The 18,259-nt window shown below is 60.0% G+C and carries 17 protein-coding genes; 14 read left to right on the top strand and 3 right to left on the bottom strand.

Going from position 1 to position 18,259, the window contains the following annotated elements:
• Nucleotides 1–12: 12 nt before the first annotated feature.
• Both tssK and V9L13_RS03885 read right to left on the bottom strand, forming a co-directional pair.
• Nucleotides 13–1,344, bottom strand: coding sequence for a type VI secretion system baseplate subunit TssK (gene tssK / locus V9L13_RS03890; protein ID WP_338801541.1), 1,332 nt, complete (start codon nt 1,342–1,344; stop codon nt 13–15).
• A 46-nt stretch (nt 1,345–1,390) separates the two neighbouring features.
• The gene (locus V9L13_RS03885) at nt 1,391–1,837 is read right to left on the bottom strand and encodes a hypothetical protein (RefSeq protein WP_003224076.1); all 447 of its coding nucleotides are present in this window, start codon (nt 1,835–1,837) and stop codon (nt 1,391–1,393) included.
• 227 nt (nt 1,838–2,064) lie between these two features.
• Here V9L13_RS03885 and tssB point away from each other — a divergent pair, with 227 nt between their 5' ends.
• The 12 genes from tssB (at nt 2,065) to V9L13_RS03825 (ending at nt 15,063) form a co-directional block, all read left to right on the top strand.
• The gene (tssB, locus tag V9L13_RS03880; protein ID WP_003224075.1) at nt 2,065–2,607 is read left to right on the top strand and encodes a type VI secretion system contractile sheath small subunit; all 543 of its coding nucleotides are present in this window, start codon (nt 2,065–2,067) and stop codon (nt 2,605–2,607) included.
• 29 nt (nt 2,608–2,636) lie between these two features.
• Entirely contained in the window at nt 2,637–4,121 is a 1,485-nt protein-coding gene (tssC, locus tag V9L13_RS03875; protein WP_003224074.1) for a type VI secretion system contractile sheath large subunit, read from the top strand.
• Between the two features lie 92 nt (nt 4,122–4,213).
• Nucleotides 4,214–4,711, top strand: coding sequence for an Hcp family type VI secretion system effector (locus V9L13_RS03870; RefSeq protein ID WP_003224073.1), 498 nt, complete (start codon nt 4,214–4,216; stop codon nt 4,709–4,711).
• Nucleotides 4,712–4,726: 15 nt separating this feature from the next.
• Nucleotides 4,727–5,170, top strand: a complete 444-nt coding sequence (tssE, locus tag V9L13_RS03865; RefSeq protein WP_045122401.1) for a type VI secretion system baseplate subunit TssE — start codon at nt 4,727–4,729, stop codon at nt 5,168–5,170.
• Nucleotides 5,154–6,947, top strand: coding sequence for a type VI secretion system baseplate subunit TssF (gene tssF, locus V9L13_RS03860; RefSeq protein WP_338801540.1), 1,794 nt, complete (start codon nt 5,154–5,156; stop codon nt 6,945–6,947). Before tssE ends, tssF begins: the two co-directional genes overlap by 17 nt.
• Nucleotides 6,911–7,936 carry a type VI secretion system baseplate subunit TssG gene (gene tssG, locus V9L13_RS03855; RefSeq protein WP_338801539.1) on the top strand — a complete coding sequence of 342 codons (1,026 nt, stop codon included), beginning with the start codon at nt 6,911–6,913 and terminating at the stop codon, nt 7,934–7,936. Before tssF ends, tssG begins: the two co-directional genes overlap by 37 nt.
• Before the next feature lies 1 nt (nt 7,937).
• The gene (gene tssH, locus V9L13_RS03850; protein WP_338801538.1) at nt 7,938–10,478 is read left to right on the top strand and encodes a type VI secretion system ATPase TssH; all 2,541 of its coding nucleotides are present in this window, start codon (nt 7,938–7,940) and stop codon (nt 10,476–10,478) included.
• A gap of 58 nt (nt 10,479–10,536) precedes the next feature.
• On the top strand, nt 10,537–11,109 hold the full coding sequence (locus tag V9L13_RS03845; RefSeq protein WP_003224062.1) for a hypothetical protein: 573 nt from the start codon (nt 10,537–10,539) through the stop codon (nt 11,107–11,109).
• A gap of 129 nt (nt 11,110–11,238) precedes the next feature.
• Nucleotides 11,239–11,874, top strand: a complete 636-nt coding sequence (locus V9L13_RS03840) for a hypothetical protein (RefSeq protein WP_338801536.1) — start codon at nt 11,239–11,241, stop codon at nt 11,872–11,874.
• A 59-nt stretch (nt 11,875–11,933) separates the two neighbouring features.
• On the top strand, nt 11,934–12,449 hold the full coding sequence (locus V9L13_RS03835; RefSeq protein ID WP_003224057.1) for a hypothetical protein: 516 nt from the start codon (nt 11,934–11,936) through the stop codon (nt 12,447–12,449).
• A gap of 49 nt (nt 12,450–12,498) precedes the next feature.
• Complete coding sequence (gene tssI / locus V9L13_RS03830) at nt 12,499–14,508, top strand: type VI secretion system tip protein TssI/VgrG (protein ID WP_338801535.1); 2,010 nt, start codon at nt 12,499–12,501, stop codon at nt 14,506–14,508.
• Between the two features lie 12 nt (nt 14,509–14,520).
• On the top strand, nt 14,521–15,063 hold the full coding sequence (locus tag V9L13_RS03825) for a toxin-antitoxin system YwqK family antitoxin (protein WP_338801533.1): 543 nt from the start codon (nt 14,521–14,523) through the stop codon (nt 15,061–15,063).
• Between the two features lie 144 nt (nt 15,064–15,207).
• Here V9L13_RS03825 and V9L13_RS03820 read toward each other — a convergent pair whose 3' ends face one another.
• Entirely contained in the window at nt 15,208–15,603 is a 396-nt protein-coding gene (locus V9L13_RS03820) for a DUF4280 domain-containing protein (RefSeq protein WP_003224052.1), read from the bottom strand.
• A gap of 190 nt (nt 15,604–15,793) precedes the next feature.
• Here V9L13_RS03820 and V9L13_RS03815 point away from each other — a divergent pair, with 190 nt between their 5' ends.
• A complete protein-coding gene (locus V9L13_RS03815; protein ID WP_338801532.1) occupies nt 15,794–16,861 on the top strand; it encodes a phosphotransferase family protein in 1,068 nt (355 codons plus the stop codon).
• Between the two features lie 22 nt (nt 16,862–16,883).
• A complete protein-coding gene (locus V9L13_RS03810) occupies nt 16,884–17,651 on the top strand; it encodes an SDR family oxidoreductase (protein ID WP_338801531.1) in 768 nt (255 codons plus the stop codon).
• The last annotated feature ends 608 nt before the right edge of the window (nt 17,652–18,259 follow it).

Here is an 18,259-nt window from a genome sequence, read left to right as displayed (position 1 = left end):
TTCCTTGTGTGATCAGGCACTTTCACTCGTCTGCGCAACAAACAGCACCACCTGCCACGGACTGCTGGTCAACTTCGCTGCTGGCGCGGCGATCATCAGCGGCAGTTGTGCGTCAAACCACGCGCCTTCGGCCGTGACCACAAACAGCCGCGTGTCATCGCCGACGCTGTAGGCCACCTGTTCACTGCGGCTCATGGCCTGGTGGCTCAATCCGCTCATGCGCTGGCGGCTGAGCAAGGCAACGTGCGGCGCCGAGGCGATGATTGCACTGCGCAGCCATTCACTGGCCGCCTGCTCGCTGGCCCCGTTGGGCATGCGCAGGCCGATGACCAGCCGCTGGCTCGGTTGCTCATCGGGCAACTGAATTGAAAAGCTCTGCTCGCCGCGCTCGAACGGCAGGCTGCGATAGCCGGCGCGGATCAGTTCGAGGGTGATTTCCAGCCATTGCAGCACCGCGTCGTAACCGCGCTGCAACTCCAGAAAATCCAGCGGCGCGAACGCCGGCACCCCGGCCAGCGGATCGAGTGCCGACCAGGCGCCGGCCAGTCCGAGTAGCTGCACATACAAACTCTGCGGATGGGCGATGCGACTGTTGAGTGTGCCTTCGACTTCCGGCAGCCGTGCCCACAACGCGGTCAATTGCCGGCGAATCTCCAGCGCATCGTCCTGATTGCCGGCCTGTTGCGCCTGACGCAATCGACCGCCGAGGAACATGCACTTTTCCCGCGCCCGTGCACACAATCCGGCGACGCGCCGGCCCAGCGGCGAATCGGGCAACAGGATCGGAGTCGGCGGCGTATAGGCCAGCGGCAGAAAACCTCCGCCTTCCTTGCGGATTCTCAGCAGCGGCAGGCAGATCGAATCGGCCTTGTTCAATTGCGTGCACAGGCGTGGGTTGGGTCGCCACACGGTGATCGATTCCGGAAACTCGCCACTGGTCAGATCCGGCAGCGCTTCACCGACCACAGATTGCAGGCGTCCCTTCAGCGGCAGCAGTTGCCCGGCGCGCCACAACGGACTGATCGCCAGGTAAACGGTGACGGTGGCATCGTCGGTGGCGTTGATGGCCGGGCCAATATCGAGTTCCAGAATCGGGCCGATACCGGCTTGCAGATCCACCGGCAGACCATCAGGCATGGTGCCTTGCAACGCCAGCACGCGAACCACCCCGGCGCTCAACGCCGAGGGATCGAACTCCATGCGACTGACGCCCCAGAACCACGGGTTGCACGCTTGCGCCATATGCGCACCGAGGGCTTCGGCACGCAGGCCCTGCAACTGAAAATGCTGCGGCAGCAATTGCATGCCTTCATGCCAGCAGACCGCGTCAGGTAGCAGACTCATACGACTCCCTTCGACCATGCCGCAACCCGGCGGCGAGCGGTGTGTTTCAGTTTTCCTTGCTGACCAGGCTCATCTCGCGGCTGTCGAACTTGAGCCACGCTTCGCGCTGATCGTCGAGCCGCAAGCGGTGCGCTCCGGGTGTGTTATAGCTGGCGAAGACCAAAAGTCCAGCCGCCTTCTTGCCCCCCAGCGGGAAGGTCTGGCGGTCGATGAATTGCCCCGGCACCAGCTCCAGCCCCCACACGCTCATCAGCTGACGATAGTCGCGTTGGTACTGGTCGCGCCCGGCAAACCACTGGCTGGCACTGATGCCCGACAGCTGCTTGAGCAGATCCGGATCGTTGACTGCAACGAAATCCACGGCAATGGGCGTGTCGTCATTGGCCTTGGGCGCGACGTCGAGGGTCAGGCTGTCCAGATCGACTTTCGGCCCGAAAAAAGAACAACCGGCGAGCAGCGCAAACAAAACAACACTCAAAAATCGTCTGCACAAAATGAATTTTCCTTTTCCCGAGACAGTCCAAAAAAGCTTTTCGCTTGCATTTTTATAGACCTGTTCTAGCGTCTTGGGTAGTTCGGTTCCCAGAGCCGAATGAGGAAGGTTTGTCAAAGGAACGACAGGTCATCTGCCACCCTTTCTAACCTACGGTCCAGTAAGGGAAAGCGATGAACGGGCCTCCCCGATGCATTGCGCCCGCCTTCGCATCGGAGTCAGCCACCATGGCAGAAAGTACTCAGCACAAGCTCGACCGGGTCCGCCCGCCCCGAGTGCAAATTACCTACGACGTCGAAATCGGCAACGCCATCGAAAAAAAGGAATTGCCTCTGGTGGTCGGAATTCTGGCTGACCTCTCCGGCAAGCCACTTAAACCATTGGCAAAACTGACTGAACGGCGTTTTACCGAAATCGACCGCGACAACTTCAACGAAGTGCTCGCCTCGATCGCTCCCCGCGCCACCCTGCAGGTCAACAACACCATCACCGGCGACGACAGCAAGCTCAATATCGAGCTGAACTTCAAACACATCGACGACTTCGATCCGGTCAAGGTGGTGGAACAAATCACTCCCCTGCGCCGCCTGTTCGAGGCTCGCCAGCGTCTGCGCGACCTGCTGACCAAACTCGATGGCAATGATGATCTGGACAAGCTGTTGCGCGACGTCATCGCCAACACCGAAGGCTTGCAAGAGATCAAATCGGCCCGCCCAGACACCGCTACCCCGGCCGCTGACGCCGAGGCCCCGGCCGAACCGCAAGCCTGATCATCCATTTAACCGAGGGAGCATCCGTCATGCCCGCCGCCGCCCAGAATCAAGCCAGCGAGAATGCTGCAGCCGAAACCTTATCCCTGCTCGACCGGATCATCGCCGAGGGCCGCATGGCTCACGATGACAGTCAGCAGGATTACGCCCGCGACATGCTCGCGGAGTTCGCCACCCAGGTGCTTGACGAAGGCATGGCCATCGACAAGGACACTGTGGCGATGATCAATGACCGCATCAGCCAGATCGACCAACTGATCAGTGCCCAGCTCAACGAGGTGCTGCACCACACCGACTTTCAGAAACTCGAAGCCTCGTGGCGCGGCCTGCACATGCTGGTGCAGAACACTGAAACCAGCACCCGGCTGAAATTGCGCCTGCTCAACGTCACACAGAAAGAACTGCAGAACGACCTGGAAAAAGCCGTCGAATTCGACCAGAGCGCGCTGTTCAAAAAGATCTACGAAGAGGAATACGGCACCTTCGGTGGCCATCCGTTCAGCCTGCTGGTGGGCGACTACACCTTCGGTCGACACCCGCAGGACATTGGCCTGCTGGAAAAACTGTCGAACGTCGCCGCTGCCGCGCACGCGCCGTTCATTGCCGCCGCCAGCCCTCGCCTGTTCGACATGAACAGCTTCACCGAACTGGCGGTGCCACGTGACCTGTCGAAAGTCTTCGAGAGCCAGGAGCTGATCAAGTGGCGCTCGTTCCGCGAAAGTGAAGACTCGCGCTACGTGTCGCTGGTGCTGCCGCACTTCCTGCTGCGCCTGCCTTACGGCCCGGACACCTCCCCCGTGGAAGGCATCACCTACGTTGAAGACGTCAACGGCACCGACCACAGCAAATACCTGTGGGGTAATGCGGCGTGGGCGCTGTCGCAACGCATCACCGAAGCCTTTGCCAAGTACGGCTGGTGCGCGGCGATCCGTGGCGCTGAAGGCGGCGGCGCGGTCGAGGGCCTGCCGGCGCACACTTTCCGCACCAGTTCCGGCGACCTGTCACTGAAGTGCCCGACCGAAGTGGCAATCACCGACCGCCGCGAAAAAGAGCTCAACGACCTCGGTTTCATCGCGCTGTGCCACAAGAAGAACAGCGATGTCGCCGTGTTCTTCGGCGGTCAGACCACCAACAAATCCAAGGTCTACAACACCAACGAGGCCAACGCCAACGCGCGGATCTCGGCAATGTTGCCGTACGTGCTGGCGGCCTCGCGTTTCGCTCACTACCTGAAGGTCATCATGCGCGACAAGGTCGGCAGCTTCATGACCCGCGACAACGTGCAGACCTACCTCAACAACTGGATCGCCGACTACGTGCTGATCAACGACAACGCGCCGCAGGAAATCAAGGCGCAGTACCCGTTGCGTGAAGCGCGGGTGGACGTTACCGAAGTGGCCGGCAAGCCGGGCGCCTACCGGGCGACGGTGTTCCTGCGGCCGCACTTCCAGCTGGAGGAGTTGACTGCATCGATCCGTCTGGTGGCGACCCTGCCGCCACCGGTAGCGGCTTGAAGTTGATGAAACCTCTGTGGCGAGGGAGCTTGCTCCCTCGCCACAGGTTCTGAGCTCAGTCTATTTGTGAATTTCTTCAGGAGTTTCAAGCGATGGATGCAATCATTCTCGACCTTGGCGGCGACATCAAAGGTGACAGCCTGCTCGAAGGTTACACGGACAAAATCGAAGTCATGTCCTACAGCCACAACGTGGCCATGCAAGTGACCAACGACGTCAGCAACTCGGAGCGAACCTCGGGCAAACCCCACGTCGGTGAGTTCACCCTGACCAAATTCGTCGATACCTCGACGCCGTCCCTCAACGAATACTGCTGTGCCGGCAAACCGATTCCGGAAGCCAAGATCACCATCGGCCGCAACGCCGCCGAAGGCAGCGGGCAACTGTTGCCGTTCATCATCTACACCCTGACCAACGTAGTGATTTCCAACGTCAGTGTCAGCGGCGGTACCGGGGGCAAACCGGTAGAAACCCTGTCGCTGAACTTCACCAAAATCAAATGGGAACTCACCGCACAGAAAGACGATGGCACCAAGGAAGGCACTGCCGCGTCGACGTGGGACATGGCCGCCAACAAGCTCGTCAGCTAACCCGGCGCCTTGGTCATGGCAGGCACCGGCATGCTCCCGCCGCTGTTCGAACGCCTCGCATCCGGCGAGGCCGACAGCGTGCAGGCGTTCGATCGCCAGGGTTTGCTCGACTCGGTGCATGCCGAGTTGGCGCGCCTGTTCAACACACGTCGTGGCCCGCGCGCCCTCACCCAGCCACCGAGCGTTATCGACTACGGCATTGCGGATTGGAGCGCCCTGCAACAACAGCGCAGTGATGACCGTCGTCGACTGGCGCGGGAGATCCGCGAAGCCATCAACCATTTCGAGCCGCGCCTGAAACTGGGCGAGGTCCAGGTCAATCCCCTGCCCGACCAGCCGCAACGTTTAAGCATCCGTCTGCTCGGCGAGCTGCGCAGCGGTCTGCAATATTGGCCGGTGGCGTTTGTCATCGAACCTGGCAGCCAAGGGTTGGAGGTGCGCCATGAGCGACTCGATTGACCCGCAACTGCTCGACTATTACCAGCGCGAACTGACCTGGCTGCGCCATGCCGGCAGCCAGTTTGCCGAGCGTTATCCGAAAGTCGCGCGGCGCCTTGAGCTGTCACCGGGCGAGTGTCCCGACCCGCATGTCGAACGCTTGCTCGAAGGCTTTGCCCTGCTCGCCGCACGTCTGCAACGCAGACTCGACGACGACTATGCAGAGTTCAGTGATGCCTTGCTTGAACAGCTTTATCCATTGGCTGTGCGGCCATTGCCCTCCTGCGCCATCGTGCAGTTCGAGCCGGACCCGAGCAAGGGCAACCTCGACGAGGGCTATCCCCTGCCCCGTGACACCCCATTGTTCGTCACCACCAGCAAGGGTGAGAGCATCCACTTTCGCACCTCGGCCGCCGTGCATTTGTGGCCGATAGAGGTCAGCGAAGCGTTATTGCTCGGCGGCGATGAAGCCCAGGCGCTGACCGGTGTCGTGCAGGCGCGTTCGGCATTGCGCCTGAGCTTGCGTTGCCTGGGCGAGAGTCAATGGACGGAACTGGGCATCGGCCAACTGCGCATTCATCTCACCGCTTCGCCGGTGATCAATGCCTGTCTGTATGACCTGCTCGGCGCTCACGCGGTACAGGTGCTGGCCGGTTCGCCAGGAAGTATTCCGACCCCGGTGAACGGTTTGCCGACGATCGTCGGTTTCAGCGATGAGGAAGTCCTGCTGCCGGATGAGGACGGTGTGCACCCGGGCATGCGCCTGCTGGCGGAATACTTTGCTTTCCCGGACAAATTTCAGTTCTTCGATCTGCCGTTGAGCGGCGCCAGCAGCGACAGCCAGACGCTGTACCTGTACATCGTTTTCGACTGCGCTCCGGCCAGCCGCCTGCATTTACAGGCCAGTGATATCGCCCTGGGCTGCGCTCCGGCGATCAACCTGTTCCCGCGGACCTCCGAGCCACTGCGCCCGGACGGCACCCGCAGCGAGTACCGTTTGATTGCTGACAGTCACCGCGAGAACAGCGTCGAGATCCATAGCATTCGCAGCCTGCGCGCCAGCTTCGGCAACGGCGTGCAACGGCTGCCAGCGTATTACGGCAGCCAGCATAGCGGTGGCGATCAGCAACGCTACTGGCATGCGCGACGGGTCAGCAGCATGACCCCGAACCGGCTCGGCAGCGACCTGTTGGTGAGCGTGGTTGACACCCGTTTCGACCCGTTGAGCGAACTGCCGGATTACAGCCTCACCGCCGAACTGCTGTGTACCAACCGGCATCTGGCGCAGAGCCTGCCCGCCGGCACACCGCTGGGTTTCGAACGTCCCGGGCCAATCGCCTGGGCACGCCTGCGCAACCCGCCGAGCCCGCAAAGCCTGCCGCGTCTGGACGGTGATTCACGCTGGCGACTGGTGTCGCAACTGACCCTCAATCACTTGTCTCTGGTCGAAGGCCCGCAGGCACTCGACGCCTTGAAAGAAATTCTGCACCTGCACAACCTGCGCGATGAAGCCAGTGCGCTGCGCCAGATCGAGGGCCTGCTGAGCCTGCGTTGCGAACGGGTGATCGGCCATGTCGGCGTCGATGCCTGGCGCGGCTGGCGCAATGGGCTGGAGGTGCAGTTGCAGCTCGATCCGCAGCACTTCGTCGGTAGCAGCGCAGTGTTGTTTTCTGCCGTGCTGGCGCAGTTCTTTTCGGTGTACGCCACAGCCAATCGCTTCGTGCGCACGGTGTTGATGCAGTCCGACAAGGAGATCAAGGCATGGCAACCCCAAGCCGGCATGCCCCTGTCGCTCTGACCCTGAGCCAACGACTGCGCCGCGATCCGCAGGCGTTCGAACTGTTGCAGGCATTGTTACTGCTCGAGCGCGAACAACCGCAAGCCGAATCCCTGGGCAGCGGCACCTCGCCCCAGGCCGAAGCGTTGAAATTGCGCGGACCGCTGACACCGCTGTTTCCCACCAGCCAGATCGAAAACCTGCGCGAAGAACCGGGCCAGCCGTTAATCCTCGACACCCCGATGTTCGGCCTCGGCGGCCCCGACGGCCCGTTGCCCTACGCCTATCAGGAGTGGCTGCAACAACGGGCGCGGGCCAAGGATCACGCCCCGGCCGAGTTCCTTGATCTGTTCCAGCATCGCCTGCTCAGCCTGCTCTACAAGGTGATGCGCAAGCACCGCATCGCGCTTGGCTTTGTCACACCGGGCGCCTCGCCGGTACAGGCGCAATTGCGCGCCCTTACCGGTCTGTTGCCCAAGGCCTTGCAGGAGCGTCAGGCGGTTCCCGATTGTGCAGTGCTGGCCTGCACCGCGTTGTTCGCCGATGGCCGGCGCTCGCTGGCCGGGTTCGCAGCGATTGTCCGCGAGCAGTTCGCCATGCCGGTGGAACTCAGTGCCTATGAAGGCGCCTGGCGCGAAATTCCGCCTGCCAGCCGCAGCGTCATCAAGCCTGGTGGGCGCAATCTGCAACTCGGACGCACGGCCGTTGCCGGCAAACGAGTCTGGGATGAGCACGCCGGTATTCGCCTGACCCTCGGGCCACTGCCCTCAACGCAGGCGAGCCGATTTCTGCCGGACGGCGAAGCGCACCCGGCATTGGCCAGCCTTGCGGCGTTGTACTTCGGCCCGGATCTGGACGTGACCCTGGTGCTGCTGGTGCGCGGTGCCGGGCCGCTGAAGCTCGGGCGCCAGGCACCACCCCTGCTCAGCTGGAACGGTGGTTTGCAGCGTCAGGCCAGCCTTGCCGTGCAGCGCATCGAAACCCGTCTTCGTCAGTTGGAGATCACCTGACATGGAACTCGCCAGCCTGATCGGACGCCTCAACCCGGAAAACCGCCGCGCCCTCGAACGCGCCGCCCAGCGCTGTTTGCAGCGCGGGCATCACTTTGTCGAGATCGAGCATCTGTTGCTGGAACTGCTCGACATCGAGAGCGGCGATTTTGCGTTTCTGCTGCCACGCTTCGGCCTGGAGCGGGATGCGCTGACCGCGGAAATCAACAGGGCGCTGGATCTGTTCAAGGCGGGTAGCACGCGTACGCCGGCGTTGTCGTCGCACACCTTGGGCTTGCTGGAAGACGCGGTGGTGCAGGCCAGCCTGCTGGGCCTCGACAGTATTCGATCCGGGCTGTTGTTGCTGGCGTTGATTGATCGCGACGAGCGCCGCAGTCTGTTGCTCAACAGTGCCTCATCGTTGCTGCGGATTCCCAAGGAAGCGCTGCGGACCAATTTATTAGAGTGGACGGAGAACTCTCGTGAGCATGTCGGTCCACGAACCACTTCAACGGGAAGTGCCGCGCCACGGCAGGACTCGGTGCTCGATCAATACACCCAGGATCTGACCGCCGATGCACATGCCGGACGCATCGACCCGATCGTTGGCCGAGACGGCGAGATCCGTCAGTGCATCGACATTCTGCTGCGGCGCCGGCAGAACAATCCGATTCTGGTTGGCGCCCCAGGCGTGGGCAAAACCGCCGTGGTCGAAGGTCTGGCTCTGCGCATCGCTGCCGGCGACGTGCCGCCGTCATTGCAGGAAGTCAGTTTGCGCGTGCTCGACCTCGGTTTGCTGCAGGCCGGCGCCGGGGTCAAAGGCGAATTCGAACAGCGGCTCAAAGGCGTGATCGACGCGGTGCGCAGTGCCGACAAACCGATCATCCTGTTCATCGACGAAGCCCACACCCTGATCGGTGCCGGCGGTGCCGAGGGCGGCAGCGATGCGGCCAATCTTTTGAAACCGGCACTGGCCCGCGGCGAGTTGCGCACGCTCGCCGCCACCACGTGGATGGAATATAAAAAATACTTCGAAAAAGACCCCGCCCTCGCCCGCCGCTTTCAACTGGTGCAGGTTGAGGAGCCAGACGAAATTACCGCCGTGGAAATGCTCCGTGGCGTCGCCGCCAAACTCGAACAGCACCACGGCGTGCAGGTGCTCGACGCGGCGATCCATGAAGCGGTGAAACTCTCGCACCGCTACATCTCTGGCCGCCAATTGCCGGACAAAGCCATCAGCGTCCTCGACACCGCCTGCGCCCGGGTCGCCCTCGGCCAGCACGACGTGCCACCGCCGCTGGAAAGCCTGCGCCACCGGCAGAACAGCCTCAAGGACGAAGTCGAACGTTTGCGGCGTGAGCAAGCCACGGGGCTGGATCACCGTGAGCGCATCACTCTGCTGGAAAGCGAATCTGGCGGCAACGTGCAAGCCATCCGCGAACTGGAAACCCGTTGGAGCGAAGAACGCGTAGCGGTGCGCGAGCTGCTCGACACCCGCCGCGAACTGCTCGACCTCAGCGAACGCGCCGACAGTGACAAACCCGATGAAGCCACCGACAGTCGCATCGATCATCTGGCTGCCGAACTGCTGCGCCTGGAAGCCGGACTGGATGCGATCCGCCAGGACGATCCGCTGGTGCCCGAACAGGTCGACGCGAAAACCGTCGCTGCCGTCATAGCCGGATGGACCGGCATCCCCGTCGGCAAAATGCTCGCCGACGAAGCCCATGCCGTACGCACCCTCGGCACCCGCATGGGCCAGCGCGTCATGGGCCAGAGCACTGCGCTCAACACCATCGCCCAACGTTTGCAGGCCTATCGCGCCGGGCTCACTGATCCGCAAAAACCGGTGGGTGTGTTCCTGTTGGTCGGCCCCACCGGCGTGGGCAAAACCGAAACCGCGTATGCGCTGGCCGATGCGTTGTACGGCGGCGAACGCAACCTGATCAGCATCAACCTTTCCGAATATCAGGAAGCCCATACCGTCAGCCAGCTCAAAGGCGCGCCGCCCGGTTATGTCGGTTATGGCAGTGGCGGCGTGCTTACCGAAGCGGTCAGGCGCAAACCGTATTCCGTGGTGTTGCTGGATGAAATCGAGAAGGCGCATCCGGATGTGCTGGAAGCGTTTTACAACGTGTTCGACAAAGGCTTGATGGAGGACGGCACCGGTTTGGTGGTGGACTTCAAAAACACCGTGATGCTCGCCACCAGCAATGTCGGCGCTGAACTGTTGCTCGACACTCCCGCGTCACAGATCGGCTCTGAAGCTTTCAACGAAGCGCTGCACAAAGTCCTTTTGCAAGCCTTCCGCCCGGCGTTTCTGGCGCGCATGACGGTGGTTGCGTATCGGCCGCTGGATGAGGCGACGCTGGAAGGTATTGTGCTGGCGAAGCTGGAAAAACTGCGTGGCCGCTACAAGGCGGCGACGGGCAAACAGTTCGAGTTTGATTCGGGAATTGTGAAAGCGGTGCTCGCCAAGTGCAGCGCGGCGGGTGCGCGGGATGTCGAGAATGTGTTGATGACGCAGGTGACGGGGAAGTTGGCGGAGTGGGTGTTGGAATGACCGCCGCCAACGAGAATTGACGAAACACAAAAATGGCACCCGCGCAGGAGACGGAGTAATGACAGAAGCGGATTTTTTGAATGCGGTGCTGCAGGCAGCAGGTGTACACCCAAAGCTGCAAGATACCGATGAACCAAGTCAATTTACGAAGAGCTGGGTTTCTGAAGGTCCTTGGGAGAGCGCTGCGCAAGTTGAGATAGCTCACCATCTACGACGTGGTTACGGCATCACAACGAAAATTCGCGAAATCAGTTACCCAGAGCCTTACTCCAGCGAAAAGGTCGATTTCTATTTCGAACTGCAAGATGAGACCTACGCCATTGAAATAAAAGTAGAAAGCACGAACGGCTTATTCGGCGGCGCAAACTTACAGGAATCGATCACCCGTGACGTTTACAAATTAGGCGGGTTTGTTGCTGATCACAGATGGGTCGTGGTCATAGCCACCAGCCAAAAAAATTGCGAACTGCTTGATCTCACCTTGAATCGCGGGGACTCATGGTCTCGAGATGTGGAGGGTCAATTCAAGGCTTACCTGTGCAACATTGACACGTACCCACACGGACTGCCCATCGATCGCTCAAAACAACTTTCTGCACCTTTCAACTTTATAACCAACTACCACAAATAATCTCACCCGCATTTTCCAACAGAGGGCACATCAATGAATCAAAGGGAACGAAATCAAAGGGGACAGATTTATTTATGAAAAAAATAGATTCGTGCCCTTTTTCGCCCCCCTTTTCGAGGATTGAAGACCATGGAACAGTTTAATTCCGTTCAAGAAGGTATTGCAGAGCTGCACAAACGCAACACTGGAAATAAAAAAGTCCACGCGCTCCTGACGTTCCAGCACAACAACCACAAAATGTGCAAAACGTGTTTTCTGTTTGAGTCAAAGGAGGACGCTGGCGCGCAACTGATAAAGGCTTACGTCCAACTTCAAATCAGCAATGTGCCCCGAAACGAAATGCAGGCAGCCATTGATGCTCGGCAAGTCGCTATCAACGCGGAACTCGCAGAGGGAGACCCCGCAGAACTTGGCGTTGTGCCCGAAGGACACGCGGAAGAGTTTCTTATCGATTATTTTGATACAGCCGTCGCCATCGCCGAAGACGTCAAGTATGTAACCGTTTACCTCACACACAGCCCATGTACGACGACTGACAGAAAGCCAAGTCATTCGCTACATGGCTGGCCTTTGAGTTGCACTGCCAAATTCGCAACGCTGGCAGCCAACCATCCGGAGTACTTTTTCTCCATCGTTTTTCTTAAAAAATTCGGAACACTGGATGGCAATGACACCCCACAGAGAACATTGAAAACACTCTCGGGTGACCGAGCCAATCTGGCTTTTATCGAACTAAAAAAAGAACCACCGTATGAGCGACCATAAAAACGCCATCTATTAAAACAGCATGGCAGCCCGCGATTAAACTCAATGAGCCAGCAAACATGAAAGACACACTACTGACTTACATCGATGAGGACGGAAAGAAAGCAGCAAAAAAGCTGTGGGCAAAATACTCTGGCATTTGCGATCTGATTGCCCCGACGAGTCTCGGCTGGAGAGATGCCTTTGGAGGAATGCTAATTATTATTGGCCACGGCAGCACCATGGTAAAAATGGACAGACATACCGGCTTGCACAACATGATCGGCAATTGCGGTAGTTGCTTTATTGTGCTCGCAGCCTGCGAAGTTGGAGAAACACATATTAGTATTGGTGAACTTCAACCTATTGCTCAAGGCTTGGCGAACCTAAGGCCCAACGCCATTGTATGGGGCACGACTCGGGATCTGCCGCAACAAGCCGTCAGTGACGGTACCTGCTTTTATAAAAGCCCTCTGTTTAATTGGCTACAGCCTGCCAACGACCATTTCCCTGGGTTATGGAAGCAGTTCCGAAAACAAAGTGACATGGAGGCAGTGATGTCGATGATGCCCAATTTGAACTTTAATTCTCTTTAGAACCGAATCCGCTTCATGAACGCTGCAACCACCTCATCAAGGCCGCCCAATGCCTCGTGCCACCGACAGTAACGCAACGCTTTCGTTGACCGCCGCCGCACTGTCGGCGCTTTACCCTGAGTGGTTGTCCGGTGAAGAAGCCCTCAACTCGCTCTGTTCGCAAACCCTCAACGGCCTCAACGACGGCCCCCCCCTCACCCTGACCAGCGCCGTCGCCACTCACGTCACCACCACATTGCACAACGACGCTAAGTTGCGCCCGTTCGATGCCTTGGTCGCCGAAATCCGCCAACTCCCTGCTGACGCCACCGCCGAGCGCTATCAACTCGTATTGCGTCCGTGGCTCTGGTGGCTGACCCTGGCCAGCAACAACCGGGTATTCCAGAACCTCACCACCTCGGACATCGTCACCACGATCTTCAAGGCCCACGGCTTCACCGATTTCAAACTCTCTCTGACCGGCAGCTACACCCCCCGCGAATACTGCGTGCAGTACGGCGAAACCGATTTCGCCTTCGTCTCTCGCCTGCTGGAAGAGGAAGGCATCTTCTGGTTTTTCACCCACGACGAGGGCAAGCACACGCTGGTGCTGGGCGACAGCAATGACGCCTTCGTACAGATCCCCAACGGCCCGAAAGTCAAGTATCTGGGCCAGCAAATGGGTGAGCGTGAGTTGCATGGCATCCGCTCAGGCCAGGTCTGCCTACAAGCCGTGGCGGGCGTTTACAAGGCAACGGATTACGAATTCACCACGCCGACCACTTCGCTCTTCGGCCAGGCCGAAGCCGTGGCCGGGCCGCTGTCGATCTATGAGCATCCCGGTGGTTACAACGCCAAGGCTCGGGGTGATGCGCTGACCAAACAACGGGTCGACGGGCTTCGCAGTGAGGAGAAACGCTTCGTCGGTGAAAGCGACTGCCACTGGCTGATCCCGGGCCATTGGTTCACCCTCGATGGACACGATGATGCGAGCCTGAACATCGATTGGGTGGTAACGCGGGTCACCCATGACGCCAGCCACGAAAGCTATTGCAATCGCTTCGAGGCAATCCCCAAAACCACGCCGTTTCGTCCACAACGCAGCACACCGAAACCGCGCATGCACCCGCAGACCGCGATGGTGGTGGGCAAGTCCGGCGAGGAGATCTGGACGGACGAATACGGCCGGATCAAGTTGCAGTTTCCGTGGGACCGCGACGGCAAGAATGACGAAACCAGTTCCTGCTGGGTGCGCGTGGTGTTGCCGTGGAGCGGCAAGGGCTTCGGCATGCAGTTCGTGCCGCGCATCGGCCAGGAAGTCATCGTGACCTTTATCGACGGCGACCCGGATCGGCCACTGGTCACCGGTTGCGTGTACAACGGCGACAACGCCCTACCCTATGCGTTGCCGGCCAATCAGACGCAGTCGGGGATCAAGACTCAATCGTCCAAGGGTGGTGGCGGTTTCAACGAGCTGCGCTTCGAGGACAAGAAGGATGCCGAAGAAGTGTTTCTGCAGGCGCAGAAAGACTTGAAGATCAATGTGCTCAACGACACCACCGCCACCGTCGGCCATGACGAAACCCTCACCGTACAAAACGCCCGCACCCGCACGGTCAAGGACGGCGACGAAACCGTGACCCTGGAAAAAGGCAAGCGCAGCGTCACGATTCAGACCGGCAGCGACAGCCTCGATGTGAAGGACAGCCGCACGGTGAAGGTCGGTGCCGATCAAAACCACAGCACCGGCGGCAACTACACCGACAAGGTCACCGGCGACTACAGCCTGACGGTGGACGGCAACCTGACGATCAAAGTCAGCGGCACCCTCACCCTGCAAAGCGGTGGCAGTTTCACCATCAAGAGCGGCGCTGACCTGGCGACCTCGGCCAGCACCTCGATCACGCAAAAGGCCGGCACGGCCATGACCAATCAGGCCGGTACGTCGCTGGACAACAAGGCCGGAACCACGCTGACCAACGACGCCGGGATCAGCCTGACCAACAAGGGCGCCGCTTCACAGACCGTGGACGGTGGCGGCATGCTGACCATCAAGGGCGGGCTGGTGCAGGTCAACTGACAAGGAGCCGTCATGGCGATCACACCGCTGGATTTGCAGGAGGATGACAAACAGCTCAAGGGCCGCTTGCAGGACGGTCAGCTCGACGGCGCGCTGCAGCTCAAGGATGACGGACGTAAGCAGGCCGATCTGAATTACCACCAGGGAGAGCTGCAGGGCATGTCACTGCTCTATCACCCCAACGGCAAGGTCTCGGCGCAGATGCCGTTCGTACAGGACAAGCTGCAAGGGGTCGCGAATTTCTATTCGGCCGAGGGTTGGTTGCAGCGCAAGGCGACGTATCGGCGCGGGTTGTTGCATGGCGAGGCGTTCAACTACTTTTCCGATGGGCAGGTGGCCGAGGCCGAGTTTTACCGCGATGGCGTGCGAGAGGGGCGTTATCAGCGCTTTCACCCGAACGGCAAACCGGCGGCTGAGGCGCGGTATCTGAATGGTCAACTGATGGAGCCAGAAACCGGGTTCGCCGAGGATGGCCGGCCGCTGGGGGCGGATGGCAAGCCGATTTCGCGGGTGCGCTGGTGGTATCAGCGGTGGATGGATCCGCAGCAGGCTTGAAGGTGTTCTTTTGCCAGGACTGGCCTCTTCGCGAGCAAGCCCGCTCCCACAGGGTTTTGTGTTGTGATTAGAATCGTGTGAACACCACCGGCCACTGTGGGAGCGGGCTTGCTCGCGAAGAGGCCGGCACATCCAGCACAAAACTCAAGGAATGAGCATCTGCATCTGCCCCGGCATCGCAATCTTGATCACCCCCGCCCAGTTGCACATCAGGGTGCTGTTGGCATCGATCGCCGGCATCCCGCCGAGCAACAGGGTCGGTGCACCGCCGGGAATCCACGGTGTGGCCGTTGCCGGAATACACGGCATCGGCGTCAAAACGCCCAGTGCGGCGGCGGTCGCGGCCGCCACCATCGGATTGGCCATGCTCATGCACACACCGAACGGCATGATATTGACCAGCGGGATGTGATCCATGATGTTTGCCGCCGGCATCCCGCCGGTCAGCGTGCGGTTGACCGGCAGCACGTTAAGCACCGCCGGCGCGGCGCCGAAACTGCATTGCAGGGTGGCACTGGCACAGACTTGCGGGCAGCCCATTTCAAAGCTCCTTGCTGGACACGGCATACCCGCTCAACCTTAGTCGCCCACAGCCCGCCGCGCACATTCCCAAAGGTGATTATCCTGCAACACGCTAACCTATAAGACCGACCCGCGCTTGTGAGCACCCGAGCGCACCATTAGATTAGCCAATGATGTCTGGCCTCCAAAATAAGCAGAAGGGATAAGCATGGCGCTTACTGACCAGTCCACCCGGATCCGCGATGGCGAAGAACTCGATGCCAGCCTGATCGATCCGTACCTCAAGGCGCACATTCCGGGCCTGACCGGCACACCGCAGATCAGCCAGTTTCCTGGCGGTGCGTCGAACCTGACCTACCTTCTGGAATACCCGCTGCAGGAATTCGTCCTGCGCCGGCCGCCGTTCGGGCACAAGGCCAAATCCGCCCACGACATGGGCCGCGAATTCCGCATCCTCAATCAACTGCGCGACGGTTTTCCGTACTGCCCGAAAGCCTACGTGCACTGCACCGACGAGTCGGTGATCGGTGCCGAGTTCTATGTGATGGAGCGGGTAAAGGGCATCATCCTGCGCTCCGACCTGCCGCCGGAACTGGGCCTCGATGCGGCGAAAACCGAAGCACTGTGCAAGAGCTTCATCGACCGTTTCGTTGAGCTGCATCGAGTTGACTACAACGCCTGCGGCCTCGGCGATCTGGGCAAGCCGGAAGGCTACGTCGCCCGCCAGATCAAGGGCTGGAGCGAGCGCTACGAAAAAGCCCTGACCCCGGACGCGCCGCACTGGGAGAATGTCAAAGCCTGGCTCAACGACAAGATGCCGGCCGACCATCCGACGTCGAGCATCGTCCACAACGACTATCGCTTCGACAACGTGATCCTCGACCCAAACAACCCGATGCAGATCATCGGCGTGCTCGACTGGGAACTGACCACCCTCGGCGATCCGCTGATGGACCTGGGCAACACCCTCGCCTACTGGATTCAGGCAGATGATCCGGCGCCCGTGCAACTGATGCGCCGCCAGCCGAGCCACGCCCCGGGCATGCTGACCCGCCGCGAGTTCGTCGATTACTACGCCGAACGCTCGGGCATCCAGATCGACAACTTCGATTTCTACTACACCTACGGCCTGTTCCGTCTGGCCGGCATCGTGCAGCAGATCTACTACCGCTTCTACCACGGCCAGACTCAGGACAAACGCTTCGCGCAGTTCATTCACATGAACAAACTGCTGGAGCACATGAGCCTGCAGGTCATTGCGAAATCGAGCCTCTGACGGCCCACACCAAGGAACCCTTATGTCCAAGACTCAGTTGTTCGACCTCGACGGCAAAATCGCATTCGTCTCCGGCGCCAGCCGTGGCATCGGTGAAGCCATCGCCAAACTGCTGGCCCAGCAAGGCGCCCACGTGATCGTCTCGAGCCGCAAGCTCGAAGGCTGCCAGCACGTCGCCGACGCCATCATCGCCGCCGGCGGCAAAGCCACCGCCGTGGCTTGCCATATCGGTGAAATGGAACAGATCAGCCAGGTGTTCGCCGGGATCAAGGAACAGTTCGGCCGCCTCGATATTCTGGTCAACAACGCTGCGACCAACCCGCAGTTCTGCAACGTGCTGGACACCGATCTGAGCGCATTCCAGAAGACCGTCGATGTGAACATTCGTGGCTACTTCTTCATGTCGGTGGAAGCCGGCAAGCTGATGCGCGAAAACGGTGGCGGCAGCATCATCAACGTCGCCTCGATCAACGGGATTTCACCGGGCGTGTTCCAGGGCATCTATTCGGTGACCAAAGCAGCGGTGATCAACATGACCAAGGTCTTCGCCAAGGAATGCGCGCAATTCGGCATCCGCTGCAACGCCCTGCTGCCGGGCCTGACCGACACCAAGTTCGCTTCGGCACTGGTGAAGAACGACGCAATCCTCAAGCAGGCGCTGACGCAGATCCCGCTCAAGCGCGTGGCCGACCCGAGTGAAATGGCTGGTGCGGTGCTGTACCTGGCGAGCGACGCATCAAGCTACACCACCGGGGTTTCGCTGAATGTGGACGGTGGGTTCCTGTCCTGATCTCTCTGACAAATGATTAACCCTGTGGGAGCGGGCTTGCTCGCGAAGGCGGAGTGTCAGGCAGCATTGCCTTGAATGACACACCGCCTTCGCGAGCAAGCCCGCTCCCACAGGGGTTATCTGTAAGACAGTGACCTTGGGTAATTGCCTGACAAAGTGCACCGGCAAGCACCCCCACAGCACTACTGCGTGACACACCGGGTGGTGGTGATATGGCGAGTAACCTGCTCGTCAACGTACATATCGCCAGACACCTGAGTGTTTTCCAGAGTCTGACAAGTACGCACCGGCGGTGGCGGCGGTGCAGCAGGAGGCGGTGGCGGAGGACTGGCACAGCCGCTTAACAGCGCGACAGAGAAAGCCAGCGACAACGGCAGATACACGCGTTTCCCAGGATTATTCATAGGACGACCCGCGATGAATGGAAGAGCCACTTCCGCAATCGCGCACGAATACCGCGCATGACGGAAGACCTGACCACTCATTCTTTATAGCCGACCACCCTGTAAGCGCCAGTGAAATGGAGGGGGATAAGGGAATTGGCTGTCGATTTTGCGGGGAGGAAAATCTGTGTGGGAGGGGTACATCAACAAGAATTTTTTTGACTG

Source organism: Pseudomonas sp. RSB 5.4, assembly GCF_037126175.1.
In the GTDB taxonomy this organism is placed as follows: Bacteria; Pseudomonadota; Gammaproteobacteria; order Pseudomonadales; family Pseudomonadaceae; genus Aquipseudomonas; species Aquipseudomonas fluorescens_H.
Note: the sequence above shows the minus strand (reverse complement) of the source record. Positions and strands in the feature narration are given on the sequence as shown.